Below are 23,476 nucleotides of genomic sequence, written 5' to 3'. Positions count from 1 at the left end.
TTTGGTTTTTTTAAAAGTTTAGATTTAATCGTTTTGGTTTGGAGACTGTTAAAACCCAGGTAGCTAATTCCAACAGACTCTCAGTACTTAATTTTAGTGAGTTTCTCCATAGTCAATCGTTTAGTGTTTATCGCTAATTGTTCATTGTCAAAATTCTCCATAACCAATGCCGCAGCACCGATAATTTCGCCGTCAAAGCCTAGTTTGGAGATCAATAGTTCTGTATTGGCAGCCAGTCTTGGAATGCAGTACTTATTTAAAGCCTGCTGCATAGGAGCCATCATTATTTTACTGGCCTTTGCTCCCCTTCCGCTTAATACAATGGTTTGCGGATTCATAATATGAATGAGGATAGAAAGTGCTTTACCAATCTTATAACCAGCATCTGAAAGCAATTCAATCACAAACTGGTCTCCATTATTGGCAGCTTCAAAAATCGCATCACTCATCACTTTTAAGGAACCGTCTACAAAGGAATTTAAAGTAGATAAGCGTCCGTGTTTGATCCCTTCAATAGCTTTTTTGACTACAACAAGCATTGATGCTTCTGCTTCAAGACAACCTTGTTTACCACAGATACATAATTCTCCGTCTTCGAATAAGGGGATATGGCTGAATTCACCTGCAAAACCACTGTAACCTCTAAAAATATCTCCATTTACGATCATTCCAAGGCCAATTCCCCAGCCCAGGTTAATCACCATGACCTCTTTAAGAGATTTGGCAACTCCGAATCTCTGTTCGGCCAGTGCGATCACGCTGGAATCGTTATCTATATAGGTAGTTAATCCGGTAGCATTGGTGATATATGCGGTCAGTTTTTCTCCTTCTGCATCCAGATAAGAGTAATTTTTTCCGTCTTTTACACTCACAAAACCAGGCATTCCAATACCTATCCCCAGGATACTTTCTTTATTGATCCCGGATTTCAGGATATGATTTTCTATATAAGTGATTAACTGAGAGAGCGCTACAGCATTGTTATTTAAAATCAACTCGACAGTCTCAATTTCAGTTACCGGCTTATTGTTCAGGTCAACAATAGCGATCCGGGTAGAAAGCTGATCCATTGCAATCGCCATAATATGCATCGCATCTGGCTTTATAGCATACATTAATGGCCGGCGGCCTCCGCTTGACGGTGCATAACCAACCTCGATAATAAAGCCTTCATTAATTAACTCATTTATTGTTTTAGTTATAATTGGGATGCTTTTATTAAATAAAACGCTCATTTCGGCACAAGAAAGCGACTTCTCCAAGTACAATTGCTTTAAAATCTCACTTTTGAGCTCAGTGCTTTTAACTAGCTTTTCCGTTACTTCCATTATATATTTGATTACTTTAATAAACTTACTAAAATGTTTTAATAAGTTTTGCAAGTAATTAAAATAAATTTAAAATAACTTCATCTTTATTATTTAAAATATATAAGATTCCGTTTAAAGCAATAATCAAATATTATGTTTTTAATATTGAAAAACCGTTTTAGCATAATTAACAAGAAATTAATTATGTTCCAGATGGGCTGGATAAAATATTTGGCCGGATTGGAATAGAAATCTTGTACAACCTGCTTTTGGCAGGCTGCACAATTGATTTCACAAAACACACATTTATAACAATTTTGGTTGCAATGGCCCTTTACCCCCAAAGCGGATGCCTACAGAAATTTCATGAGACCCTTTACTGATCTTCCCGATATTTGAATTACCAAACCCCGTTTGATAACTATATCCCAATTTCACGTTATTATTAAAGATAACTGATATAATTCCTGCAACCTCACTTGTAGTCTTATAGTTAACCCCAAGCCCGAGTTTATCTTTTAAATAAACAGTTGCTGAGAAATCAGCTTCTGTATTATAAGTCCTGCTATAAGACACCATTGTAGCAGGTTTAAATTTCACATCTTCATTCAAATTAAACAGGTATGCACCGCTAAAATAATAGGTATTGCTATAGTTTCTTTTTTCATCAGCTGATGCATTGCCCAGGCTCCGGAAACTCAATCTTGGCAGAGAAGCGCCTATATAATACTTTTCCGGGCTATATAACATGATCCCTAAGCCTGCTGTACCAACTGTTTCTCTGATATCGTTACGAAAACTCACATCGTTCGGATCAACTTCTGTATAACTTGCAATATAATTTCTGAAGCCAGCATTAAAAGAGGCTGCAAAGAAGTTCTGATCCGAAAGCTGTACTGCCTTGGCAAAAAAGGCGGATACTTCGGTCAGTTTTTCAATATTAAACTTATCATAAGTCAGGGACAGACCTGCCGCTCCATTGATCTTTTCAATAGGTAAGCTTCCATTAAGCTGAAAAGTATAGGGTGCTCCTTCTATTCCTGCCCATTGCTTTCTGCTGTTCAGATTCACTGAGCCCGCCTTATCTAATAATGAATAGGCAGAATTAAATGGAACCTGGTTATCTTGATATTGGTTAAAAGTAGCCGATTGCTGCGCCTGGCTTACGCTCAGCAGCATGACGAGCGCACTGGTTAACAATGCCTGTTTAAAGAGTTTCATATTTCTGTTTTATATTTTGATAAGGCCGGGATTAATCCCGGCCTGTTAAGAATTAGTATTTAAGGATAAAATAGCCCGTTTTACGCTTCACATGACTATCAGTCTGGTATTCAATCAGACAGAAATAAGTACCCTGAGGTAAGCTTTCTCCGGATTTTGATTTCCCAAGGAAAACATGCTGTTCATTGTCATAACCTTCTATGTCAAATACTTTAAGGCCATTCCGGTTAATAATCGTCACTTTATTCAGTGGGAAATCCCTTATTCCATCAATAGAAAGGAATTCATTAACTCCATCTCCATTAATTGATAGTGCAGGATGAACTCTGATCGCTTCGCCTGCTGCATCTGTAATTTGCAGCTCCTGAACAATCATTTGCGCAGCTGCATAGCGGTTATCTCCTGCCTGAATAGCAGTGATTTGCGTTTTACCAATCCTTAACCCTTTGAGTTCGGTGCCGGTCAATGCTGCATAATCCGGACTGGTGACTTTAAAAGTTACAGGCAGGCCTGCACTTGATACTGCTTTTAAGGTATAGGTTCCGTTAATCTGCAATGCAGGGATTTTTTCGAAGGTAATAGTCTGTGGTAATTTATTAACCACTAATAAACGACTTGCGGATGGTGCAGCCGCGTAGTTTGAATTAACCGGGGCTGTTGCGGTAATCATCACGTTTCCAGCACCAACTAAGTGAACTTTATTGTCTATGATAGTTGCAATTGCCGGATCACCACTACTGAAAATTGGCGTTTCCCCACTACTCAGGACTGCATCAGGTGTAAAATCCGGATCACCTACAGCTTTTGAATTCATTACATCCATAGTGATGGTTCTGGTGGTAGAGATAATCGTTAACGTTCCGTTTATGTAACTGAAGGTATAGTTGTCTGCGGAACCTCCCGAAAGGACAATCGGATAAGTACCGGCAGCAGAATTTTTTACAGCTTCAGTAGAGGCTAATGGTGGATTCTGGATCACTGATTCGTTTTCAGCATTTACAAAACCACTGTATTTAAGGGTGAAAAACGGATTATCAATTCCAAATATCCTGGTTTTATTATCAGCAGTTACTTTCAGTATCGCTTTATCAATTGATAAAACCCCGGGTTCATAACTGATATTATAATTTAAAGCAGATGCTGCGCTTCCAGAAATAATATAAGTACCTGAAGGGGATAATGGTTTAGCAACTGTAGTGAGTAAAACGGGTGCAGAAATCGCAGTAGCCACAGTTTCTCCATTTACAAAACCATCATAGGTAGCTGTTAACACAGGATTCGCCTGTCCATATAGCCTTGTTTTATTGTCAACTCTAATAATCAGGGTTCTTTTTGCAACCGTTAATGGTTTACTGGCTGTAGTCGCTACAAAATCAGCGGATGCAGCAAAAAATACTGTAATATTTGCTGTTCCTATACCTGTAATCTTTACTTTTCCATTTTCAATCACAGCAACATTCAGGTTATCTGAAGAATAAACCGGCTGTACACCCGAATTTGATATTGCAGCAGGGTCAAAGTTTGCATCTCCATAACTTACGGCTGGCAGATCAGCATAAGTAATGGTTGGTAAGCCTCTGATGAACAACTGACCTGGTGTATAAGTAATGGTATAGTTTGCAGCTGCAGCATTACTGACTGTAATTGGGTAAATCCCTTTTCCTGAGCTCGCTGTAGCCGTAGTTACCGCTAAAGGAGCTGAAGTTAAGTTATCGGCTTTATCACCATTAACGAAACCAGTATAGGTAAAGGTAAAGACAGGATTTGCCTGTCCGGCTCCACGTTCCGCATCATCAGCTTTAATATTTAATGACGCCGGATTGATAGTTAATAAGCCCGATTGATAGCTAACCGTATAATTTGTAGTTACCGTTAAGCCTGAAGGTATCAATGGGTAAGTTGCTACCGCCGAAGAAACTGCTGCCGCTGTTGTCACGACTGCTTTCAGGTTTAAGTCACCTATATTATCCTGAGCGGCTAAACCTGTATAAGCTAAGGTAAACACCGGATTTTCCTGTCCATATAATTTTGACTTATCTTCAGCCTTTACTGAAAGCGCAGCTCTGGTAACAGTAAGTACACCTTGCTGATAGCTGAATTTATAATTCGGGGCCACTGCTGCGCTTGCATTGATTGCGTAAGTACCCGCAGCAGAGTTTATAGTGGCCAGAGTAGAGATTTGTGGTTTTGTAGTTAAAACACTTTCATTTTCCCCATAAGCAAGACCAGTATAATTAACAGATAATACCGGGTTTTCCTGTGCATATATCCTGCTTTGCGGATTGGCTGTAATAACTACAGTTTTCGGCTCTACTTTAAGTGTAGTTGTTCCGGAAGCGCCTGTGGTAAATGTTGCAGTCACAGTAGTTGAACCTGTACCTTTAATTTCCAATAAACCAGCCGCGTTTACGATCGCAATTGCCGGATTCGCAATGGTGTAGGTTGGTGTACCGCTGTTACTGATTGCACCGGGATCAAATGTGGCATCACCATAAGTTTTATTGAGCGGTGAAAAGGCTACGTTTCCTTCTGTTAGTTTTCCGTTTACAAAAGTGATGGCATAATTAGCTGAACTTAAACCTCCGGGAATAATCAGAAAACCAATTCCATCCGCTTGTTTGGTAAATGTAAGCGCACCCGTAAGTTTAATAGCATCATCTCCATTTACAAATCCTTCGTAACGTGCTGTAAATACAGGGTCGTTTTCTCCGGTTAGTTTAGATTTATCATCAGCAATAATCTTTAAAGGTACGGTAGCGATATTGAGCTGCTGACTAGCAATTCCAGGGCCATAAACCGTATCTTCTGCCTGTAAAGCCGTAATATTGACCTGGCCAGCACCAAGGATCCTGACTGTCCACTCTCCTGCTATATCTTTTTCAACTACCGCAATAGCCGGATTGGAACTGGTAAAAGAAATTGGGTTTGCTGTATTACTGGCGGCCTGGAAAATCAATGGCTGATCTCCGTAGGCAGCAGTAGCAGGAAGATTACTCAGGGTAATCAACTGATCTTTTTTAGTTTCGATCGTTAGCTTTCCTTTGATGGGGTTGAAAGTATACTTCTCTGACGTTAAGCCCGAAACATCCACCAGAATATCATATACGCCTGCCGCAGATGCAGCATCTGCCTGAATGGTTAAGATTGGGGTTCCTGTTAGCGAGGTTGCATCATCTGCGCCTGCAAAAGGGCCATAGGTGAAGGTCGCTACCGGGTTTGCACTTCCGTGTGTTTTAATTTTATCTTCTGCGGTTACATTTAAGCTTGCTTTTGCAATGGTTAATGTACTGATAACCTCGGTAGCCGGAGAATAATCTGCACTTCCTGCCTGGTTAGCTTTAATCAGGACAGTTCCCGGTTTTTTGATCAGTACCTGGTTACTGCCGGTGATCTCCGCGATCGCAGGATTATCTGAAGTATAGGTGACCGCGTTTCCGCTTGCACCACCTGTAGCTGACAAGGTAATGTTTCCATCGCCATAAACTGCGGCCAATGTAGCGGGTAAGCCGGTAATAGTTTGCGGGGTTGCAGTTACTATAATGGTTTTGGTCGCTGTCCCCGGATCAAATGTTGTATTTCCAGGTTCTGTAACCGTAATTACGGCTGTTCCCCCTCCTATTATTTTGACAGTACTCCCGGTAAGCTGAAGAATTCCTGCCGGAGCAACTGTATACTGGAAGGCGGTTAAGCCAGCGGTACTGCTTGCTGATAAGGTAAAATCTGCATCACCTACTTTAAAGGTGGATGGAAAGGTATTGGTAAAAGCTAGTGTTTGTGGTGTTTTTGGCAATGCAAGAGTGACTTTGGTTCCATCAAGAACAATGGATTTAGTACCGTCATCCCCTGATCCTAAACTAGACATAGCAGTTGAAACTGTTCCGCCGGCTTTCTCTCCATCGGCCCAGGAGCCGTTTGCAGAAGTATTGTATCCAACCAGTGATCCGTCTGCTAAGCTGCGCTGCTCAATACGACGAATACCATTTGCATCGTCACTTACAATCATCGCACCCCAGGCGCCCGATGTTCCATTTACATTGTCAAAATAAAATGGGGCAAAACCAGATCGCCCTTCAATATCTGCTCTGGAAGCCAACACGCCATCATCCTCAATATAAGTTCCGGCAATTGGCCGGCCTGTTCCCTGCACGTTGTCATAAAGGAATACAAAATTCCTGGCGATTCCACCTGCTGCACTTGTACTTCGGATAGCAGTTCCCGACTCTCCGGGAAAGCCCTGATCGTTTACATCCATACTAAGGATAGTTAGTACATCAGATTCGGGGGGATGTAATCTATAAGCAATTGCACTTGGATTTGCAGATTCAGGGTCGTTTAAAGATATTCTTAAATGCAATTTATTACCTGCGAAAAGAGATTTAACGGTTTCTAAAATAAACCATCCTGTGTAACTGCCATTTTGATCGGCTTTTAAAACGCCATATTCAGCAGAGAGATCAGCCTTTAAAGAAGCCCCATTTTTAGTTTCTGCTTCACCACTACCAATAGGAGGTCTGTAAAAATCACCACTTTTATAACCTGGGGTTCCCGCAATTACATTATCTGGTGGAAGCAGATATATATAACTTACTGCATTTTCGGAGGCAGTAGTTGCAGCAACAATTGAATTTGAATATCTATAAGTCTGACCTGCTTTTAAACCAGTGATTTTTGCACGGTAAACATAAGGAATACCATTACGTCCAAAAGCACCTCCTTCAATGTGTTTTGGGAAAATAAGCATTTCCAAAGCTGGCTGGCCTTGTCCAAACACTGCAACAGAAAATAGGGTTAGTAGGAATAGTAAGAGCTTTTTCATTTATATGAATATTAAAATCATTCTTTTTGGGAGCTTATTTGCTCATCAGTGTCGTAACGCCATTCTGGTCGTTTACGTAGAGTAAATAGACGTAGTCAACCAATTGATCTGAATTGATAACTTTTGGTAAAGTAAAATTGATCGTTTTAAGTACCTGCTGACTAACCGGGTCTTTGACAACCAGGATAATTGCATTTTCAGGCAGCGAGGAAGAGTTCAGCCCGAGGGTCAGTTTTTTAAATCCAGAAAATGATGTCGAAACATTCAGAAATTCACCAATTTGTATTTGCTGGGAAACTGGAATTTTATAAGTATTTGTCCTGACATAGATATTGACCAGATCAGGCAACGTACCGGAAAAATTAGCAAAACTAATTTTCACTGACGAGGCATCTGGTAAAGTTTCTTTATCAAAACCATTTAATGATTCATCAAAAACGCGAAATGGTGTATTTACATTAGGCTTAAACATAAAATAAGTATGTTTTTTATAGGCCTCTACCATCAATGAGGTATCTAATAATAAATTGTTCTGCGCATAAAATCTGAACCGGTTCCCACCTGAAACCAGGCTTACATTATTTACAGGAGGAGGTAATTTATTGGCACCACCTTCTACAATTGTGATTCCTCCCGGGGTAAAATCCAGAATAGCAAGTTTACCAAACAACAGGTCTTTCACTGGCTCCCCTTTGGAACAGGATAAAAAACAAAAGAGGGTTAGTACAGATAAAATAAAGTAGAAAATTATTCTCATAGAGTTGGAATAAGGAAAAAGCAGCCCCCTTATAAGGGACACTGCTTTTTCAAAAAAGAGAAAATTATGAATTAGTCTACAGAAGTCTGAGGCGCAAATTGTACCCATCCAGAAGTCCATTCACTAAGGTTAGCAGTAAGTACCGCACCTTTTGTGCTGCCTGCAACTCTTGGGGTCAGGTTACTGAAATTGTAAGTTCCTGCTACAGCAGTCGTATAGAAAGGGCTTAAATTTCTTGTACCTCTGATACCTAATGCAACAAATGCATCCGGATTAGCATCAGTTGAAGTTGCATTTGTACTTCCAGTCAGAGAAACAGCAGTTGCCGGGCTGAATACTGTTGTAAATGCATGAACATTATTATTGTTAAATCCACCTGGAGTTGCACTGGTTTCAGTACCGCTTTGGAATTCAGCTGCTGTGTTATAACCAGCAATGATTGAGTTAGTGATAGAAAGATCACTGTTTCTTCTCCAGCGGTTTCCTGCACGTAATGCTGTGCTTGTAGTTGAATAACCTAATAAAGTGAAGTTTGAATAAGTAGGTTTAGTTCTTGGAGAAGCAGTTGTACCTGTACCGTCATTATCTGACTCAATTCCGTTTGAATCTGAAACGCCACCACTAGTACTATGTGTTGAGCTAGGATCTTTCAGACCAATTGCATACTGGATATTTCCGCTGAATCCGAAATCAGTATCGAAATCGTCATCATCATTACCAATAGCTAATAAATATTTTGCATTTACAGTACCTCCAAAAAATTCGAAAGCATCGTCAGCTCCATAAGAAACCTGGATATGATCAAGAGTTGTACCTGACCCAACACCACCAAGTGTTAAACCATTGATTTCATTATCTGGTGCTAATTTATACCCACCGTACTCTATACGCACATATTGAATTTTACCAGAGTTATCAGCTGGAATTGAACCACCATAAGTGATATCAATACCTAATGCAACTCCATTCTCATCATACTTTGGTAAACCTTCAATCTGAGGAGCAGTAGCTCTGTTTGTAGTTGATTGTCCTAATACAATTACACCTCCGAAATCACCAGCTACGCGTGATCCGCTTGCTTTTGGTGAAGTGAATACGATTGGTTGTGAAGGTGTTCCAACTGCATTAATTGAAGCTCCTTTTGTGATCACCAATACACCAGCAATAGCATTTACTACCGCAGATGAAGGATCAACTTTGTAATTTACAGCGTCACCTGTAGTTAATACAGTACCTGGTTTAATGGTTAGTTTAGCTCCGCCAGTCACATAAACTACACCTTTTAATTTGTACACTTTACCCGGACTCAAGGTTCTGCTTGCAGAAATGTTTCCAACGATTACAGAATCAGCTCCTGTAAAAGGGCCGCCAGCCCCAGTTGAACGGTCAAAGCTTCCATCAGATCCTTTTTTACAGCCAGCGACTGCGAATGCTGCAATTGTAACAATTGCAAGCGCCTGTTTTGTGAATTTTTTCATCGTTTTTTTAATTGGTTTTTGGGTTTTTATTTATAATCATAAAGTTAATAGTCCAGTGTTTTCATAAAAGTTATTCTATGTTAATTTTACATTAATAATAAACTGATTAAAAGGTATTTATAAAAATTATATAAATAAATAGTTCATATTATAAATATGTTTACCTATTAGATTTCCCATGATTTATAAGCGTTATTCTGAGGTTTAAAATCTATAAGTAAATGCCATGCTCACATTCGTCCCGTTTTTAGCCTGGTAGGTGATAAAATCCCCCTCATCTTTATTGTATCGTTCGGATTTTCCGGGTATTGCTGTGAAACCTCCCTCACCACCACCCGTATAGCCTTCCCAGTTTTTATAAAAAGTAGTTTTTGAATTCAGCAGGTTGGCTATATTCAGTTTGAGCTCTCCTTTTTGTTTAAAAAGACGGGTAAACAACTGTAAATCCACTAAATCACGTCCCATTTCAAATTCAACAGATTGAGGATTGTCATTAATAGTATTGGTACGATATCCGGATTTGTTGTAAACCACATTAACACCATACTGATCTTTTGTATAAGAAAGTCCAACGTTGGCTATCCACGGAGACTGGCCAAAAAGTGGTCTTGCCGACTGAACCTCTTTAGGTTCTTTACCATCAGTGCCTCCATACTGAATAGCTTTTACTTTTGATCTGATGATGGTTCCATTTCCAAAAACTGAAAGATTACGTAACCAGGAACGGTCAGCAATAAAACTCAATGATTTTCTGATTTCCAGTTCCAGTCCATAGTTAATTGCGGACTTCTGATTCTGAAAAGCATATTGATCCACAGCCATTTCCTGGATAAAAACCAATTCAATTGGCTTATCAAATTTTTTATAGAATCCTGATAAAGAGATAATTTCACCAGCAGCAGGATACCATTCAAATCTGATATCCGCATTATTCACCTTTGTACTTTTTAAATCACCACCCCGTATTCTGATATCCCTGCGGGGATCATAAGAGTTAAAATCAGAGGTTTCTCTAAAATCAGGTCTGATGATCGTTGTTGCATAAGAAGCTCTGAAATTCAGATTTTCAGTTAAACTATAGGTAATATTTGCCGAAGGAAGAAAATTCGTATTATCATCTTTATTGGCCTGTTCATCTCCACTCTTTCTTTTAAGCTGCAAATTGGTCAGTTTATAGGTTTCATACCTTACGCCATAAACTATCCTCAACTTCTGGAATAACCGCTGATCCAACATCGCATAGGCACTATGAGAATTTGAAGTACCACTAAATTGTGAACCGAATTCCGCAGGGATATTATAAAATACCTGTCCCGGCCCGGTGCCCAGAATTTCCGGACGCAGACTGTATTCATAAGGAGCAACCTCCAGAATATCATGCGAATCATTATAAATTTCAGCGATCACACTCGATAAATCTCTTTTTTTATAAAAACCACTATACCCGATTTTAACCAGTGTTTTGTCTTTCAGAAAGTCAAAAGATCTGGAAAGGTTCAGTCCCCAGTTATAATCTTTTTCTTTGGTATCTGTATACAAACGATAATCAGGATTACCATCATTCTGATAAGGGTTCGCCACCAGGTAACGCTGATAATAAGACTGCCCGTTTATAGTTCCGGAATTAAAAGCGGTGAATTTACGCTGATCATTAAGCTGCTGTCCTACACTGGTATAGGAACCATTCCAGGTTAATTTAACACCAGAATCATCCAAAGTATGCTCACCTTCCAGTTTATGTTGCAGCACTGTTGTACTTTCCGGAGCCTGAAGATTAAACTTTATTCTGCGGCTTTCTAAAGTATCCCTTTCATCATTTGGTTGTCTGCTGGTATAAGTATAATAATCATTCTTATACACATGAGAATACATGTTTCTCAGGCTGATCTTAAAACCTTTTCCCTGAATACCAAAGTTTAAAAGTCCGCTTATAGTAGAATTGTATTGATAAATATTTCCGTTCTGACGGATTTTTGCACTATCAATTGCCTGCACTGTGAAACCAGCTCTGGTACTGATATAATCAGTAATTTCCTGACTATTACGTAAAGTCACCCCACCTACAAAACCAAAAGTCACCCCATTTTTCAAAGGATAAGTCCGGCCTAAAGAAAACCGGTAATTTTGATTAGGTGTAAATCCATACCGGTAAAACCTGAAACCTTCAGGATCAAAAGCCTTGCTTTGCGCTGCTACATAATCAGGAACACCTCCCTGATTACTATTTACCCAGCTACGTAATCCATTCGGTAATTTATGTCCATCCCCCATGAAACCCAGAAACTCTGCATTCCCTCTCTTTCCTGCCTGTATAAAATCTTTACCAATCGTATTGCTGTTATACCCGGTACCTACCTGGAACTGCGTGAAATTCTGAACCGGAATATCCAGTGTATTCACAGTAACCTGACCACCGGCAAACTCCGAGGAAAGATCTGGTGTGGCAGTTTTATTGACCACAATACTGCTCACCATTTCGGCTGGTATTGCATCAAAAGCAAAGTTTTTCTGACTCATGTCTGTACTAGGCTGAGTGACCCCATCGATCTGTGCCTGGTTATACCTGTCACTCAATCCGCGCACGACTACATAACGGTTATCAACAACGTTTAAACCGCTCACGCGCTTTAAAATTGCCCCTACGTTATTGTCTGGTGTACGCGTTATCTGTGCAGCAGAAATCCCATCAGTGATCCCCGCAGCGGTTTTCTGCCTTGCATATAACCCTGCTGTGGAAGCTTTTTGATAACCTGAAGTTACGACCACTTCCTTTAAAGCGTTTGCAGCAGGTTTCATAGAAATATCCAGCTTTGTTATTGCCCCTGCCTTGATTTGTACGCCAGTAATTTTTTGTGTCTGATAAGAAATATAACTGATTTCCAGTGTATAAGTTCCCGGAGCAAGGGACATCACATAAGTACCATCAACTGCACTCTGCATACCAGATCCCAATTCGATAACTCTGATACTTGCGCTTGGAAAAGTTTCTCCTTTTTCATCGCTGATTGTGCCGGTTATTTTTCCCGGCTCTGGCTTTTTTACGGGAGGCTTTACCCTTAAGCGGACTGAAATGTTCGAGTTTAACATGGAAAAATTAAGATTGGTCTTCTTTTCCAGGTCTTCCAATACAAGTTTTAAGGGTAAATGATTGTAACTGATATTTTGAAGCTTAACCTCGCTCATCTGAGCCGGATCGAATACGAAAGTGAAGGAAGATTGCTTATCTAAATCCTTTAACAAGGTCTGAGCGGTACAATTTTTATACATCAGGGTAATGGTCCCGCTCTGCCCCTGAGCTTTAGAAATACTATAAAATGATAAGAAAGTAATCAAAAAACTAAGGAGTAGTAAGGGTTGAAGAGGATATACTGTATATTTTTTTTTGGACAGTAAATATATAATCATACTTTTGGAATGGTTTATTGCGCCTGTGAATCGTAATTTATCATTGTTTTTTTCCGGTCTGACCGGTAATTAAGAGCAGTACTGCCGCCAGCGGTACTGCTCTTTTTTGTGTTGGTACAACGTACCTGGTTTATCGAGCGCTCAATTCATAATAACATACCCCTCAGGGATTTTTTTAAACTTTAAATGGTGAGTAAATAAAAGTGTTTTAAGCACATCTTTAACAGGCTCATTTCTAAACTTTCCGCTAATGGCAAAGCCTTTCAAATCTTGCTTTTCGAATTGCAGGGTAATATTATAGTAAGAAGCTACTTGTGCTAAAGCCGTTGTCAAACTTGTATTGTCAAATTCCAGTGTACCATCTTCCGTAAAAGGTTTAAGCTGACCTGCCTGATCAAACACTGATTTTTCGCCTGCATCACCAACCTGGCTATACTGCTGCCCGGGGGTTAGCCTCAAAGCTGTAAAGCCTTTTTGCTGACTACCTATTTCAACCTTACCTGTATATAAGCGTATTTTTTCCAGCTGATAGTTTTTATAATTCTCTACAGTAAAAGAAGTCCCTAAAGCCGTAGTCGACAGTTTTGCCGAATAAACGGTAAAAGGCCTGTGCTTATCTTTAGCGATCTCAAAAAAACCTTTCCCTTTAATCAGGAATACTTTACGGTTATCTGAAGCAAATGCCGCCGGATATTTAAACACAGAACCGGAATTAAGGGTAACTACAGAATGATCTGTCAGCGTAATAATTTTAACCGATCCTACAGGAACAATGACGGTTGTAAACGAAGTTTGCTGCTTCAGATTTTCAGCCTTACGATGGGCCAGATAGGTTAAGGCAGAAATAAGTATTAAGGATGCTGCAACGCCAATCCTTATAAAAAGCTTGAATACAGGTCTTATTTTAACCGGTGAAGCAATTACCCGGTCTTCTTCAGCAGCTACCGGAATTTCCATACCCTGGCCTTCAACCATTGGCATCATCGTTAGGTAGTCCAGATCAAACTCTCCATTTTCTACTAACAGGAAAAACTCATCCAGCTCTGCTGCATTCAATTCCTTTTCAAGAAACCTACGGTATAGATTCTTTTTCTCGCTCGACTTCATACTACTATATACTATCGGGCGATCCCTTTAGGGGGGATGGAATTAAAATAAATTATCCAGAGAAAAAAGAAGGGGCAAAAAGAAGTAAAGGTAATCAGCTGCGTCCGCAAGTTTATTCAGATCTCTCTTCGCTAAACTCATGTGCTCTTTAATAGTTTCCTTACTCACAGACAGCATATTAGCCGCCTCAGCATAAGTGAACCCATCAATTTTACACAATTCAAAGGTCTGCCTGCGCTTAGCGGGAATACGCCCCATAATTTTACGGAGCAAAGCAAGATCCATAGCCGCAGTAATTGCAACATGCTGACTTGCTTCTTCCTGAGCAGACAAATATCTCCCACGGAATACATTCTTCATTTTCTGATCAGAAAGCATGCGCTTTAACCAGCCAAAAGTTACATTTTTTGTGATAGTAAAAAGGTAAGGTTTAATCTCCCGTTCCGGATCAAGATTTGCCCTTGCTTCCCAAAGACGCAAAAAAACATCGCTGGTTAGCTCATCTGCGATTTCAGCAGCACGTGTATGTTGAAAACAGTAAGCCCTGATATCTTTATAATATAGCTGATAAACCTGGGTAAAAGCATATTCATCACCATTAATGAAATCCTGAATGATACCTTTTGTTAATACCGTCATACCTTACAAATTTAAGTTTCAGAATGATGTAGTATATAAACTACAGATTAATTAAATGTTAACTTAAATGAAACAATTGCTAGTTCGGTCTGACGATCGTCAGGTTTGATTTCAAATCGACCGGAATCCTGGAATCAAAAAGAACTTTGGATTTTTCACTGACCGCTTCAGTTTTGACCTGACCGGCACCAGCAAAACTTTTCTGAAGACAACTCTGGATCAGCGGATCTGAAATATCACCGAAAGGTTTTAAAGGAAGTGCTGACAATTCATCAGCGGTTTGATCTGGTATTAACCCATTGCTGTAATCCCCTTTTCCGGCAGCGTTGTATAATTTAAAAATCATGGGATAGATTTCCCATTTCGGAACAAGCTGCGGATTTCTGTAGTCCTTAATAACGAAACTGGCCATATCCTTACCTAGTGTTTGCTGCCCGGATTGAATAACAGTCAGATAAGGTCTTAGCGAATTGATCAGCAGTTCGGCCGCAGATGCCGTATGACTACCTGTCAATACATAAACTCTGCTAAGGTTGAGCCGATAATCGGAAAGCCCGGAAAAACTGACTTTCTGGACGGTTTGAACCTTACCCAGTTCTGCGCCAAAACTACTTTTTCTTGAACCTGCATTTGAATTCCCCCGATATTCTACGAAAGTAGCGCCCTCAGTAGCATTGGAAGAGATCAGCGCAGCTAAGGTAGCCGCGACAGGTACACTGCCTCCGGGATTATAACGGAGGTCAACAATTAATTCCTGAACTTGCTCCTGTTTAAAATAAGTAAAAGCCTTTTTTAATTGTACTAAGGCACTTTCTTCAAAAGAATTTAAAAACAGGTAACCATAAGTTTGACCACCAGATTCAAACGCTTTATAAGTGTATACCGGATCTTCGGAATTGGTTAACCTGGAAATTTTAATTGTTCCGGTTTTCCCAGCCAATTCAAGTTCTGCGCTTTGCTGTAGAATACTTGTGGTGGTTAGTGCTGCGATATTAGCTGCGGATGGCACTGTTCCATTGATGGTTTTAATCAGATCTCCTCGCGTCAATCCTTTCTCTGCACCTCTGGAACCTGGAACGACCAGGCTGATTACTGTTTGCACCTGCCCGTCCCCGGTCTGCAAGGTAATCCAGTCAAATCCTAAAGTATGCGCTAAAGATGGCGGGTAGCTTTCCGGAAGATCCGGATTTACCAGTGCAGAGAAACGGTCAGCACCATTTCGCAGCCCTTTAAAAAAAGCCTGAGGATCGGTATTCAGCTCAGGTTTTCCGGGTAAACTTGTATTCCAGTAATAATATACTTTCATACTGTCCAGCACCCAGGAATTGATACTTTCCTGGCTGCCGGCAGGATAATCTGGTTTGTCTTCCGGTTTACGGCAACCAGTGATGGAGAAAAAAAACAGGTATAATAGCAGCGTTTTGATCAACAGAGAGCATGTCTTCATAAAAACGTTAATATCGATGTACAGTAAATGTAGCCGCTCTGTATAAAGTTTATATTAAGATAAAAACATATAATACTGCGAAAAGCAATTGCACTCCCCGGTTAGTAAAACTATCATTATATTAGTCACATTTATTAAGATTATGATTAGAAAAACAAGTATCACAGCCCTTTTCCTTTTATTTTTAAGCACTCAGCTTTTTGCACAACGGCTCATTATCGGAACTTATAATCTGCGTAATGATAACAAAGGTGACATAGGCAATCTATGGGTACAAAGAGCCCCGGTTGTTGCTAACCTGTTACGCTTTCATCAATACGACGTTTTCGGGATTCAGGAAGGTTTTAAAAACCAACTGGACGACATTAACAACGCTTTACCAGAATATGCACATTATGGCCGTGGCCGTGATGATGGAAAAGACGGTGGTGAACACTCTTCTATTTTTTATAAAAAAGATAAATTCAAGCTCTTAAAAAAGGGAGACTTCTGGTTGTCAGAAACTCCTGATCAACCAGGTTTAGGCTGGGATGCCACTTGCTGCAACCGGATTTGTACCTGGATTGAATTACAGGACATAAAAACTGGCAGCAAATTCTACTATTTCAACGCACATTTTGACCACCAGGGAAAAATTGCAAGAGTAGAAAGCAGTAAACTGATCGTCCGTAAAATGAAAGAAATCGCAGGGAATGAACCAGCTGTATTTACAGGCGACTTAAATGGCGGACAAGACAGTGAATGGTATTTGACCTTAGCCAGATCTGGTTATCTGAACGACACTTATGGCCAGGTTAAATATCCTTATGTAAACAATCCCTCTTTCAATGAATTCGGTAAACACCTGGATGGATTTGAAATCATAGACCATGTATTTGTAACCAAAGACTTTAAAGCAGACAGATGGGGTATTTTAACTGATTCTTATCAAGGTAAGTATCCTTCAGACCATTTTCCTATCTTAGTGGAGGTAACACTTAAATAATCAGTAATGAACAAAAACAGAAGAAAATTTATCGGGACAGCTGCTGTTCTTGTCGCAGGAACCGCCGCAGCAACAGCAATGCCAATGATGCCAGCAAATAACGAAATGAAAAACAAAGAAGAATTTCCGGTAGTGCATCATGTTTTCTTCTGGTTGAAAAACCCGGCTTCAATAGCAGACCGTGACCAGCTGGTTGCCGGTGTAAAAACGCTTTCAGCTATAGAAACAGTAAATCACCTTAAAGTAGGTATCGTAGCCAGTACAGAAAAGCGCGATGTAGTAGATAACAGCTGGGCAGTGTCCGAACTGATTTTCTTTAAAGACCTGGCCGGACAAGCGGTTTACCAGACCCATCCGATACACCTGGAATTCATAAAAAATTGCAGTCACTTATGGGAAAAAGTTATTGTTTACGATGCTATAGATGCCTGAGAAATCTCAGGCTATTTAAGCGCAATCCGGTAAGAACATCTCCTGTCTCCGGAAACGATATGGTCTAACCGGTTAATATCCACTTTTTCTCCCAATACAAATCTGAATACATTCAGTTCTCCAGAGCAAAATCCCCGGCAGGAAGTTGCAGCTGCACAGATAGGACAATGATTTTCAATGAATAAATAGCCATCCTCATCCTTACTGTACTCTGCCATATAGCCCTCTCTGCTTCTGATCTCTGTTAGTTTTGCAATCCTTTCTTCCAGCTCATCAATAGGCTCCAATTCCAGCATGTATTTATCTCTGCCTGTCTGCTCACTGGCATCCATTACACTTTGCAGCGCATTGTCCCCTAAAGTACTTCTGATCATATTAATCAGTTTTACAGTAAGTTCAGCATGAGTATCAGGAAATTTAGCATGCCCGGAAGCTGTTAAACTAAAGAATTGTTTAGGCCTGCCTACCCCGCTGGATTCGTTCGCAGCTTCAATTAACCCTTCCTCTGTATATTTTAATAATTGTAACCTCGCGCCTTCCTTTGTCATGCCAAGTTCTTGCGCAATTGCGGAAGCAGTTAAGGCACCACGGGTTTTAAGCAGCATCAGGAATCTGTTTGTCATCATAAATTAATAAAACAAGTGTTTGGTTGTTTTATTAACAAAAGTACTAACTTTGCTGAACTTATTCATATTTTAAATCATAGTTATGCCTTTAAAATTACGCACAATCATAGTTATGTCTACTTCGGAAAAACAACCAGTATTTCTTGTTCCCTATTGGAATGTGCTGATGCGAAAGACATCCTGATCATTTGCTGCCCTGCAACTGATTTTTCTTAAAACCGCAATTAAGCAATAAAGGGCCATCATCCACCTTTATTCTTTACCCCTTAAAAAAATGATTTTATGTGGGCAGGGGATCCCTGTGCCCAAAATAAAATGAAACTGCCAATACAACAACAAACAAAATGGAAGAAATTATCAATAAAGTGGAACTGAGCGGTATTATCACGCTGGATCTGATTAATTACAAACCCCTTAAACAAGAATACATAGCTTTTGATCTTGTGCCTTATTTATTCCAGGGATACCTGTTAAAAGAGAAAGTATTCCGGGTAGATATGATCCAGATTAACTGGAGTCAGTTTACCGGAAAAGAGATAATTATTCACTGCTCAAATGATGCGATCGTCCCTTATTGGGCTTATGTATATATCACCTCATTGCTTAAGCCTTTTACCGGTTGCGTCTACTTTGCCAATCAGCAGGATCATACGGAGCTGATCTGGATGGAAAGAGTAAAAAAGATAGACTATAGTACATTCAATGATCAAAAAGTAGTGCTTAAAGCAAGTACGATAGTTCCTCCTGAAGTTTACGTCTGCGCCACAGGCTACCTGATGGAACACGTACAAAGCCTGATGTGGGGAGAAGCCGGTTCTCCGATCATGATTTATAAAAAGAAAAAAAACTCATAAAAACCATAATGAAACCATCATGTGCGGCAGAACACCAACCGAAATGAACAAAATCGCGTAGCACATGATAGCTTCATCGCCATTAAACAACAATTATATACTGATGAAAACAACGCTAATTTACTCCTGCCTTTCAGCTTGCCTGATTTTATCTTCCTGTGGAAATTCTAAAAACCCGCAGCAGCAGGAGAATATACAAGAATTCCCCGTTTTATCTATTGTACCGCAAAAGGCCGGTCTTTTTGCAGAATATCCGGCTACCCTGCAAGGAGAACAAACCGTAGAGATCCGTTCCAAAGTAGATGGTTACATCGAACAGGTTTATGTATCAGAAGGAACAATAGTTACTAAAGGACAACCTTTATTTAAAATAGATGCCAATAGTTTCCAGCAGGAAATGAATAATAAAAATGCAGCAGTACTTGCCGCTGTAGCTAACCTGGAAACTGCCAGCACTCAAACAGAAAGGACAAAAGTACTGGTAGAAAAGAAAATTGTAAACTCCTTTGAACTTACTTCTGCCAAAAATGCAGAGCAGGTAAAAAAAGCAGAGCTTAATCAGGCAAAAGCAGATCTCTCGGCAGCGAAATCCAAACTTGCTTATACCAATATTGTAAGTCCTATTAACGGGGTTGTAGGAAGTTTGCCTTATAAAATAGGCAGCCTGGTGAGCAGTACCTCCGAAACTGCTTTAACCACTATTGCCAACACCAAACAGATCTATGCTTACTTTTCTATGAGTCAGCAGCAGTTAGGCACATTCTTAAATCAATATGATGGCCAGAAAGTCAATGAGAAATTCAAGCATATGCCACAGGTATCTCTATTAATGCAAGGCGGAGAAATGTACAGCATAAAAGGTAAAATTGAAACACTGAGCGGTGTACTGAATGCCTCAACCGGGGCTGCAAATTTTAAAGCAGTATTCCCAAACCCGGAAGCCAGATTATGGAGTGGTGCAAGTGCGACTATCAGAATCCCAACTCAGTTAAACCATGCAATTATGGTACCTAAGTCTGCAACCTTCGAATTGCAGGGCAAATACTTTGTCTTTAAAGTTGACCAGAAAAATATCGTTCACCATACGGCAATTGATATTTTGGAAGCTGTTACGGATAAAGACTACGTGGTTACCAAAGGACTGGCCGCAGGCGACCAGATCGTTACCGGGGGCCTGGGTAATTTAAAAGACGGTATGAAAATTAAACCCAATCCTTCAACCTCGAAATAAGCATAAACATGTTAAAGAAATTTATTGAAAACCCGGTATTGTCTACGGTCATATCGATCATTATAGTCATCCTGGGAATATTAGGATTGACCTCCTTACCGATCTCCCAATATCCCGATATTGCCCCGCCCACAGTTTCTGTAACGGCTGCCTATCAGGGTGCCAATGCCAATGTGGTGATGAAAAGCGTCATTATTCCACTAGAAGAACAGATTAACGGGGTAGAGCATATGACTTATATGACCTCTACTGCAAGTAATAACGGAAGTGCTACGATTACGATCTTCTTTAAACAGGGAACAGATCCTGATCAGGCAGCTATTAATGTGCAAAACAGAGTGACTAAAGCAACCAGTTTACTACCTGAAGAGGTAATCAAAGCCGGGATCACAACCAGTAAGGAACTGAGCAGTCAGGCCTATAGTTTTTTACTTTACAGCAGCAACCCTGTCTATGACCAGAAATTCCTGGACAATTACCTGAGGATAAACATCATGCCTCAAATGAAACGGGTAAATGGCGTGGGAAGCACACAAATTTACGGCATGCAGGAATATTCTATGAGAATCTGGTTAAAACCCGGTGCCATGGCGAATCAGGGCTTAATCCCGGATGATATTGTAGCAGCGCTGAAAGAACAAAACATTGAAGCTGCACCCGGTAAATTGGGAGAAAACAGTAATCAGTCTGTTCAGTATACCTTGAAATATACTGGCCGTTTAGAAGAAGTCAAACAGTTTGAAGATATTATCCTTCGCAGTGCTAAACAAGGCGGTTTATTACGCCTTAAAGATGTGGCTGACATAGAATTCGGTGCACAGGATTATACCACTTCGCTGATCACGCAAGGAAAGGTTTCTTCGGGAGGTGCCATCAGCCAGACTTCTGGTGCAAATGCCAGGGAGCTGATTATTGCCTGTGAAAATATCTTAAAGGAGGCTTCGAAAGACTTCCCTCCGGGTGTAACTTATCATCCCTTCTCCAATGCCAATGATTTTCTGAATGCGTCAATTGAAAAAGTAGTCTCCACTTTAATAGAAGCATTTATCCTGGTTTTTATTGTTGTCTTTATTTTCCTTCAGGATTTAAGATCAACTTTAATTCCTGCGATAGCAGTACCGGTAGCGATTATCGGAACATTCTTTTTCCTGAAACTTTTTGGTTTCACGATCAACCTGCTTACTTTATTCGCTTTAGTACTGGCCATTGGAATTGTGGTCGATGATGCGATTGTAGTTGTCGAGGCGGTACATGCGAAACTGGATCAGGGTGCAAAATCAGCCAAAAAGGCTACGATGCATGCGATGAGTGAAATCAGTGGTGCCATCATTTCGATCACCCTGATTATGTCGGCTGTATTCCTTCCTGTAACTTTTATTACAGGCTCTGCGGGAGTTTTTTACAAGCAATTCGGATTAACACTTGCAGTGGCTATTGTGATTTCAGCGGTAAATGCTTTAACACTGAGCCCTGCTTTATGTGCTATATTTCTGAAACCACATGGGCCTGAAAAACATACGCAGCCAACTGGATTCTTACCTAAATTCTATGCTGGCTTTAATACTGCATTTGAAGCGGTGACCAATAAATATATTGGAGGAGTCCGGTTTTTGATCCGTAGAAAATGGGTATCTATAGCTGGAATTGCAGTATTTGCGGGAATCTTTTATTTCCTGATCAAGACTACTCCTACCGGGTTTGTACCGAATGAAGACAGTGGAGCAATTTATGGAGATGTGATCCTCCCTCCTGCCTCAACCTTGCAACGCACAGAAGAAATCACTAATCTGGTAGATAGTATAGCCCGTTCCATTCCTGAAGTAGAACTTTCTTCCAGGTTGGCCGGAATGGACTTGATCAATGGATTTGGTGGTTCGTATGGTGCACTGTTTATCCGCCTGAAACCATGGAAAGAAAGGAAAGATAAAAACCAGGATGTGACTAGTATTGTCAATCAGCTATTTGCAAAAACAGGCCATATTAAAGGTGCTAAAGTCATCTTCTTTGCTGCACCAACCTTACAGGGATTTGGAAACAACAATGGTTTTGAAGTTCAGCTTCAGGACAAAACTGGTGGTAGTTATGCAAATTTCTCAGAAAACATAGGGAAGTTCATGGCTGCGCTGAACCAGCGTCCGGAAATCATGTATGCAGCAACACCATTTAACATTGGCTTCCCTGAATTGGAAGTGAATGTAAATGTAGCTAAATGTAAAGATGCAGGTGTGAATGTAAAGACCGTATTGAATACACTTCAAGGGTATTATGGTGGGTTATATGCTTCAGATTTTAACAAATTTGGTAAGCAATACCGGGTAATGATGCAGTCTCACCCCGATTCCAGAGGTAAAGAGGCAGATATCAATAAGGTATTTGTAAGAACAGATAAAGGAATAATGGCACCTATCACAGAATTCGTGACGCTTAAGAAAACTTATGGCCCTGAATTTATCAACCGCTTTAACTTATTTACTTCTACTACGGTAACCGGAACACCTAAAATAGGTTATAGCTCTGGAGATGCGATCAAGGCAATCAATGAAGTTGCTGCACAGACTTTAGGCCGTGGTTATTCTCATGAATTCTCCGGACTAACTAAGGAAGAACTTTCCAGCGGCAGCCAGACGACCTTAATCTTTGCACTGTGCCTGATCTTTATCTATTTTCTGTTAAGTGCACAGTATAAGAGCTATATCCTGCCAATGGCCGTATTATTGTCTTTACCGATCGGACTAGCAGGGGCATTTATCTTTGCCAAAATATTCGGTATAGACAACAATATCTTCTTGCAGATCAGTCTGATTATGCTGATCGGACTACTGGCCAAAAATGCGATTCTGATTGTTGAATTTGCTTTAATGCACAGATTAAGTGGCAGAAGCATAACCCAGTCAGCAATTTATGGTGCAAAGGCCAGGTTAAGACCTATCTTAATGACCTCTTTTGCTTTCATTTTCGGACTGATCCCATTAATGCTGGCTACTGGCGCAGGTGCATTGAGTAATAAATCAATCGGAACGGCCGCTGTTGGTGGAATGCTGATCGGTACCCTGTTCGGTGTATTTGTAATTCCTGTATTATTTATTCTTTTTCAGGCTCTGCATGAGAAAATATCAGGTGTACACCCGCCTAAGCATGCTCCTTCACCTTTTCCAGAAATCATTTAAT

At 40.2% G+C, this 23,476-nt stretch carries 15 protein-coding genes; 5 read left to right on the top strand and 10 right to left on the bottom strand.

Annotation, left to right across the window (positions count from 1 at the left end):
* Positions 1–80: 80 nt before the first annotated feature.
* The 9 genes from HDE70_RS03455 to HDE70_RS03415 all read right to left on the bottom strand — a co-directional run bounded on the left by HDE70_RS03455 (position 81) and on the right by HDE70_RS03415 (position 16,180).
* Positions 81–1,328, bottom strand: a complete 1,248-nt coding sequence (locus tag HDE70_RS03455) for an ROK family protein (RefSeq protein WP_183888039.1) — start codon at positions 1,326–1,328, stop codon at positions 81–83.
* Between the two features lie 288 nt (positions 1,329–1,616).
* Complete coding sequence (locus HDE70_RS03450; RefSeq protein WP_183888037.1) at positions 1,617–2,531, bottom strand: PorP/SprF family type IX secretion system membrane protein; 915 nt, start codon at positions 2,529–2,531, stop codon at positions 1,617–1,619.
* A 52-nt stretch (positions 2,532–2,583) separates the two neighbouring features.
* Positions 2,584–7,347 carry an MBG domain-containing protein gene (locus HDE70_RS03445; RefSeq protein WP_183888035.1) on the bottom strand — a complete coding sequence of 1,588 codons (4,764 nt, stop codon included), beginning with the start codon at positions 7,345–7,347 and terminating at the stop codon, positions 2,584–2,586.
* A 34-nt stretch (positions 7,348–7,381) separates the two neighbouring features.
* Positions 7,382–8,104: a hypothetical protein gene (locus HDE70_RS03440; protein ID WP_183888033.1), complete on the bottom strand. Its 723-nt coding sequence runs from the start codon at positions 8,102–8,104 to the stop codon at positions 7,382–7,384.
* A gap of 71 nt (positions 8,105–8,175) precedes the next feature.
* On the bottom strand, positions 8,176–9,582 hold the full coding sequence (locus HDE70_RS03435) for a hypothetical protein (RefSeq protein ID WP_183888031.1): 1,407 nt from the start codon (positions 9,580–9,582) through the stop codon (positions 8,176–8,178).
* Between the two features lie 204 nt (positions 9,583–9,786).
* On the bottom strand, positions 9,787–12,987 hold the full coding sequence (locus tag HDE70_RS03430; RefSeq protein ID WP_183888029.1) for a TonB-dependent receptor: 3,201 nt from the start codon (positions 12,985–12,987) through the stop codon (positions 9,787–9,789).
* A 141-nt stretch (positions 12,988–13,128) separates the two neighbouring features.
* Positions 13,129–14,094 (bottom strand): FecR family protein, encoded by a 966-nt coding sequence (locus HDE70_RS03425; protein WP_183888027.1) that lies wholly within the window; start codon positions 14,092–14,094, stop codon positions 13,129–13,131.
* 42 nt (positions 14,095–14,136) lie between these two features.
* A complete protein-coding gene (locus HDE70_RS03420) occupies positions 14,137–14,733 on the bottom strand; it encodes an RNA polymerase sigma factor (protein WP_183888025.1) in 597 nt (198 codons plus the stop codon).
* Between the two features lie 79 nt (positions 14,734–14,812).
* Complete coding sequence (locus HDE70_RS03415) at positions 14,813–16,180, bottom strand: S41 family peptidase (RefSeq protein WP_183888023.1); 1,368 nt, start codon at positions 16,178–16,180, stop codon at positions 14,813–14,815.
* Between the two features lie 142 nt (positions 16,181–16,322).
* On the opposite strand from HDE70_RS03415, the gene HDE70_RS03410 reads away from it, so the two are divergent.
* Together HDE70_RS03410 and HDE70_RS03405 are read left to right on the top strand one after the other, a co-directional pair.
* Positions 16,323–17,165, top strand: coding sequence for an endonuclease/exonuclease/phosphatase family protein (locus tag HDE70_RS03410; RefSeq protein WP_183865297.1), 843 nt, complete (start codon positions 16,323–16,325; stop codon positions 17,163–17,165).
* 6 nt (positions 17,166–17,171) lie between these two features.
* Positions 17,172–17,597 carry a Dabb family protein gene (locus HDE70_RS03405; protein ID WP_183888021.1) on the top strand — a complete coding sequence of 142 codons (426 nt, stop codon included), beginning with the start codon at positions 17,172–17,174 and terminating at the stop codon, positions 17,595–17,597.
* An 11-nt stretch (positions 17,598–17,608) separates the two neighbouring features.
* Here HDE70_RS03405 and HDE70_RS03400 read toward each other — a convergent pair whose 3' ends face one another.
* Entirely contained in the window at positions 17,609–18,223 is a 615-nt protein-coding gene (locus tag HDE70_RS03400) for a helix-turn-helix transcriptional regulator (RefSeq protein WP_183865295.1), read from the bottom strand.
* 344 nt (positions 18,224–18,567) lie between these two features.
* Here HDE70_RS03400 and HDE70_RS03395 point away from each other — a divergent pair, with 344 nt between their 5' ends.
* The 3 genes from HDE70_RS03395 to HDE70_RS03385 all read left to right on the top strand — a co-directional run bounded on the left by HDE70_RS03395 (position 18,568) and on the right by HDE70_RS03385 (position 23,475).
* The gene (locus tag HDE70_RS03395) at positions 18,568–19,077 is read left to right on the top strand and encodes a DUF2480 family protein (RefSeq protein WP_183865294.1); all 510 of its coding nucleotides are present in this window, start codon (positions 18,568–18,570) and stop codon (positions 19,075–19,077) included.
* A gap of 103 nt (positions 19,078–19,180) precedes the next feature.
* Positions 19,181–20,308: an efflux RND transporter periplasmic adaptor subunit gene (locus HDE70_RS03390; RefSeq protein WP_183888019.1), complete on the top strand. Its 1,128-nt coding sequence runs from the start codon at positions 19,181–19,183 to the stop codon at positions 20,306–20,308.
* An 8-nt stretch (positions 20,309–20,316) separates the two neighbouring features.
* On the top strand, positions 20,317–23,475 hold the full coding sequence (locus HDE70_RS03385; RefSeq protein ID WP_183888017.1) for an efflux RND transporter permease subunit: 3,159 nt from the start codon (positions 20,317–20,319) through the stop codon (positions 23,473–23,475).
* The last annotated feature ends 1 nt before the right edge of the window (position 23,476 follow it).

The sequence above is a fragment of the Pedobacter cryoconitis genome (genome assembly GCF_014200595.1).
Classification (GTDB): Bacteria; Bacteroidota; Bacteroidia; order Sphingobacteriales; family Sphingobacteriaceae; genus Pedobacter; species Pedobacter cryoconitis_C.
Note: the sequence above shows the minus strand (reverse complement) of the source record. Positions and strands in the feature narration are given on the sequence as shown.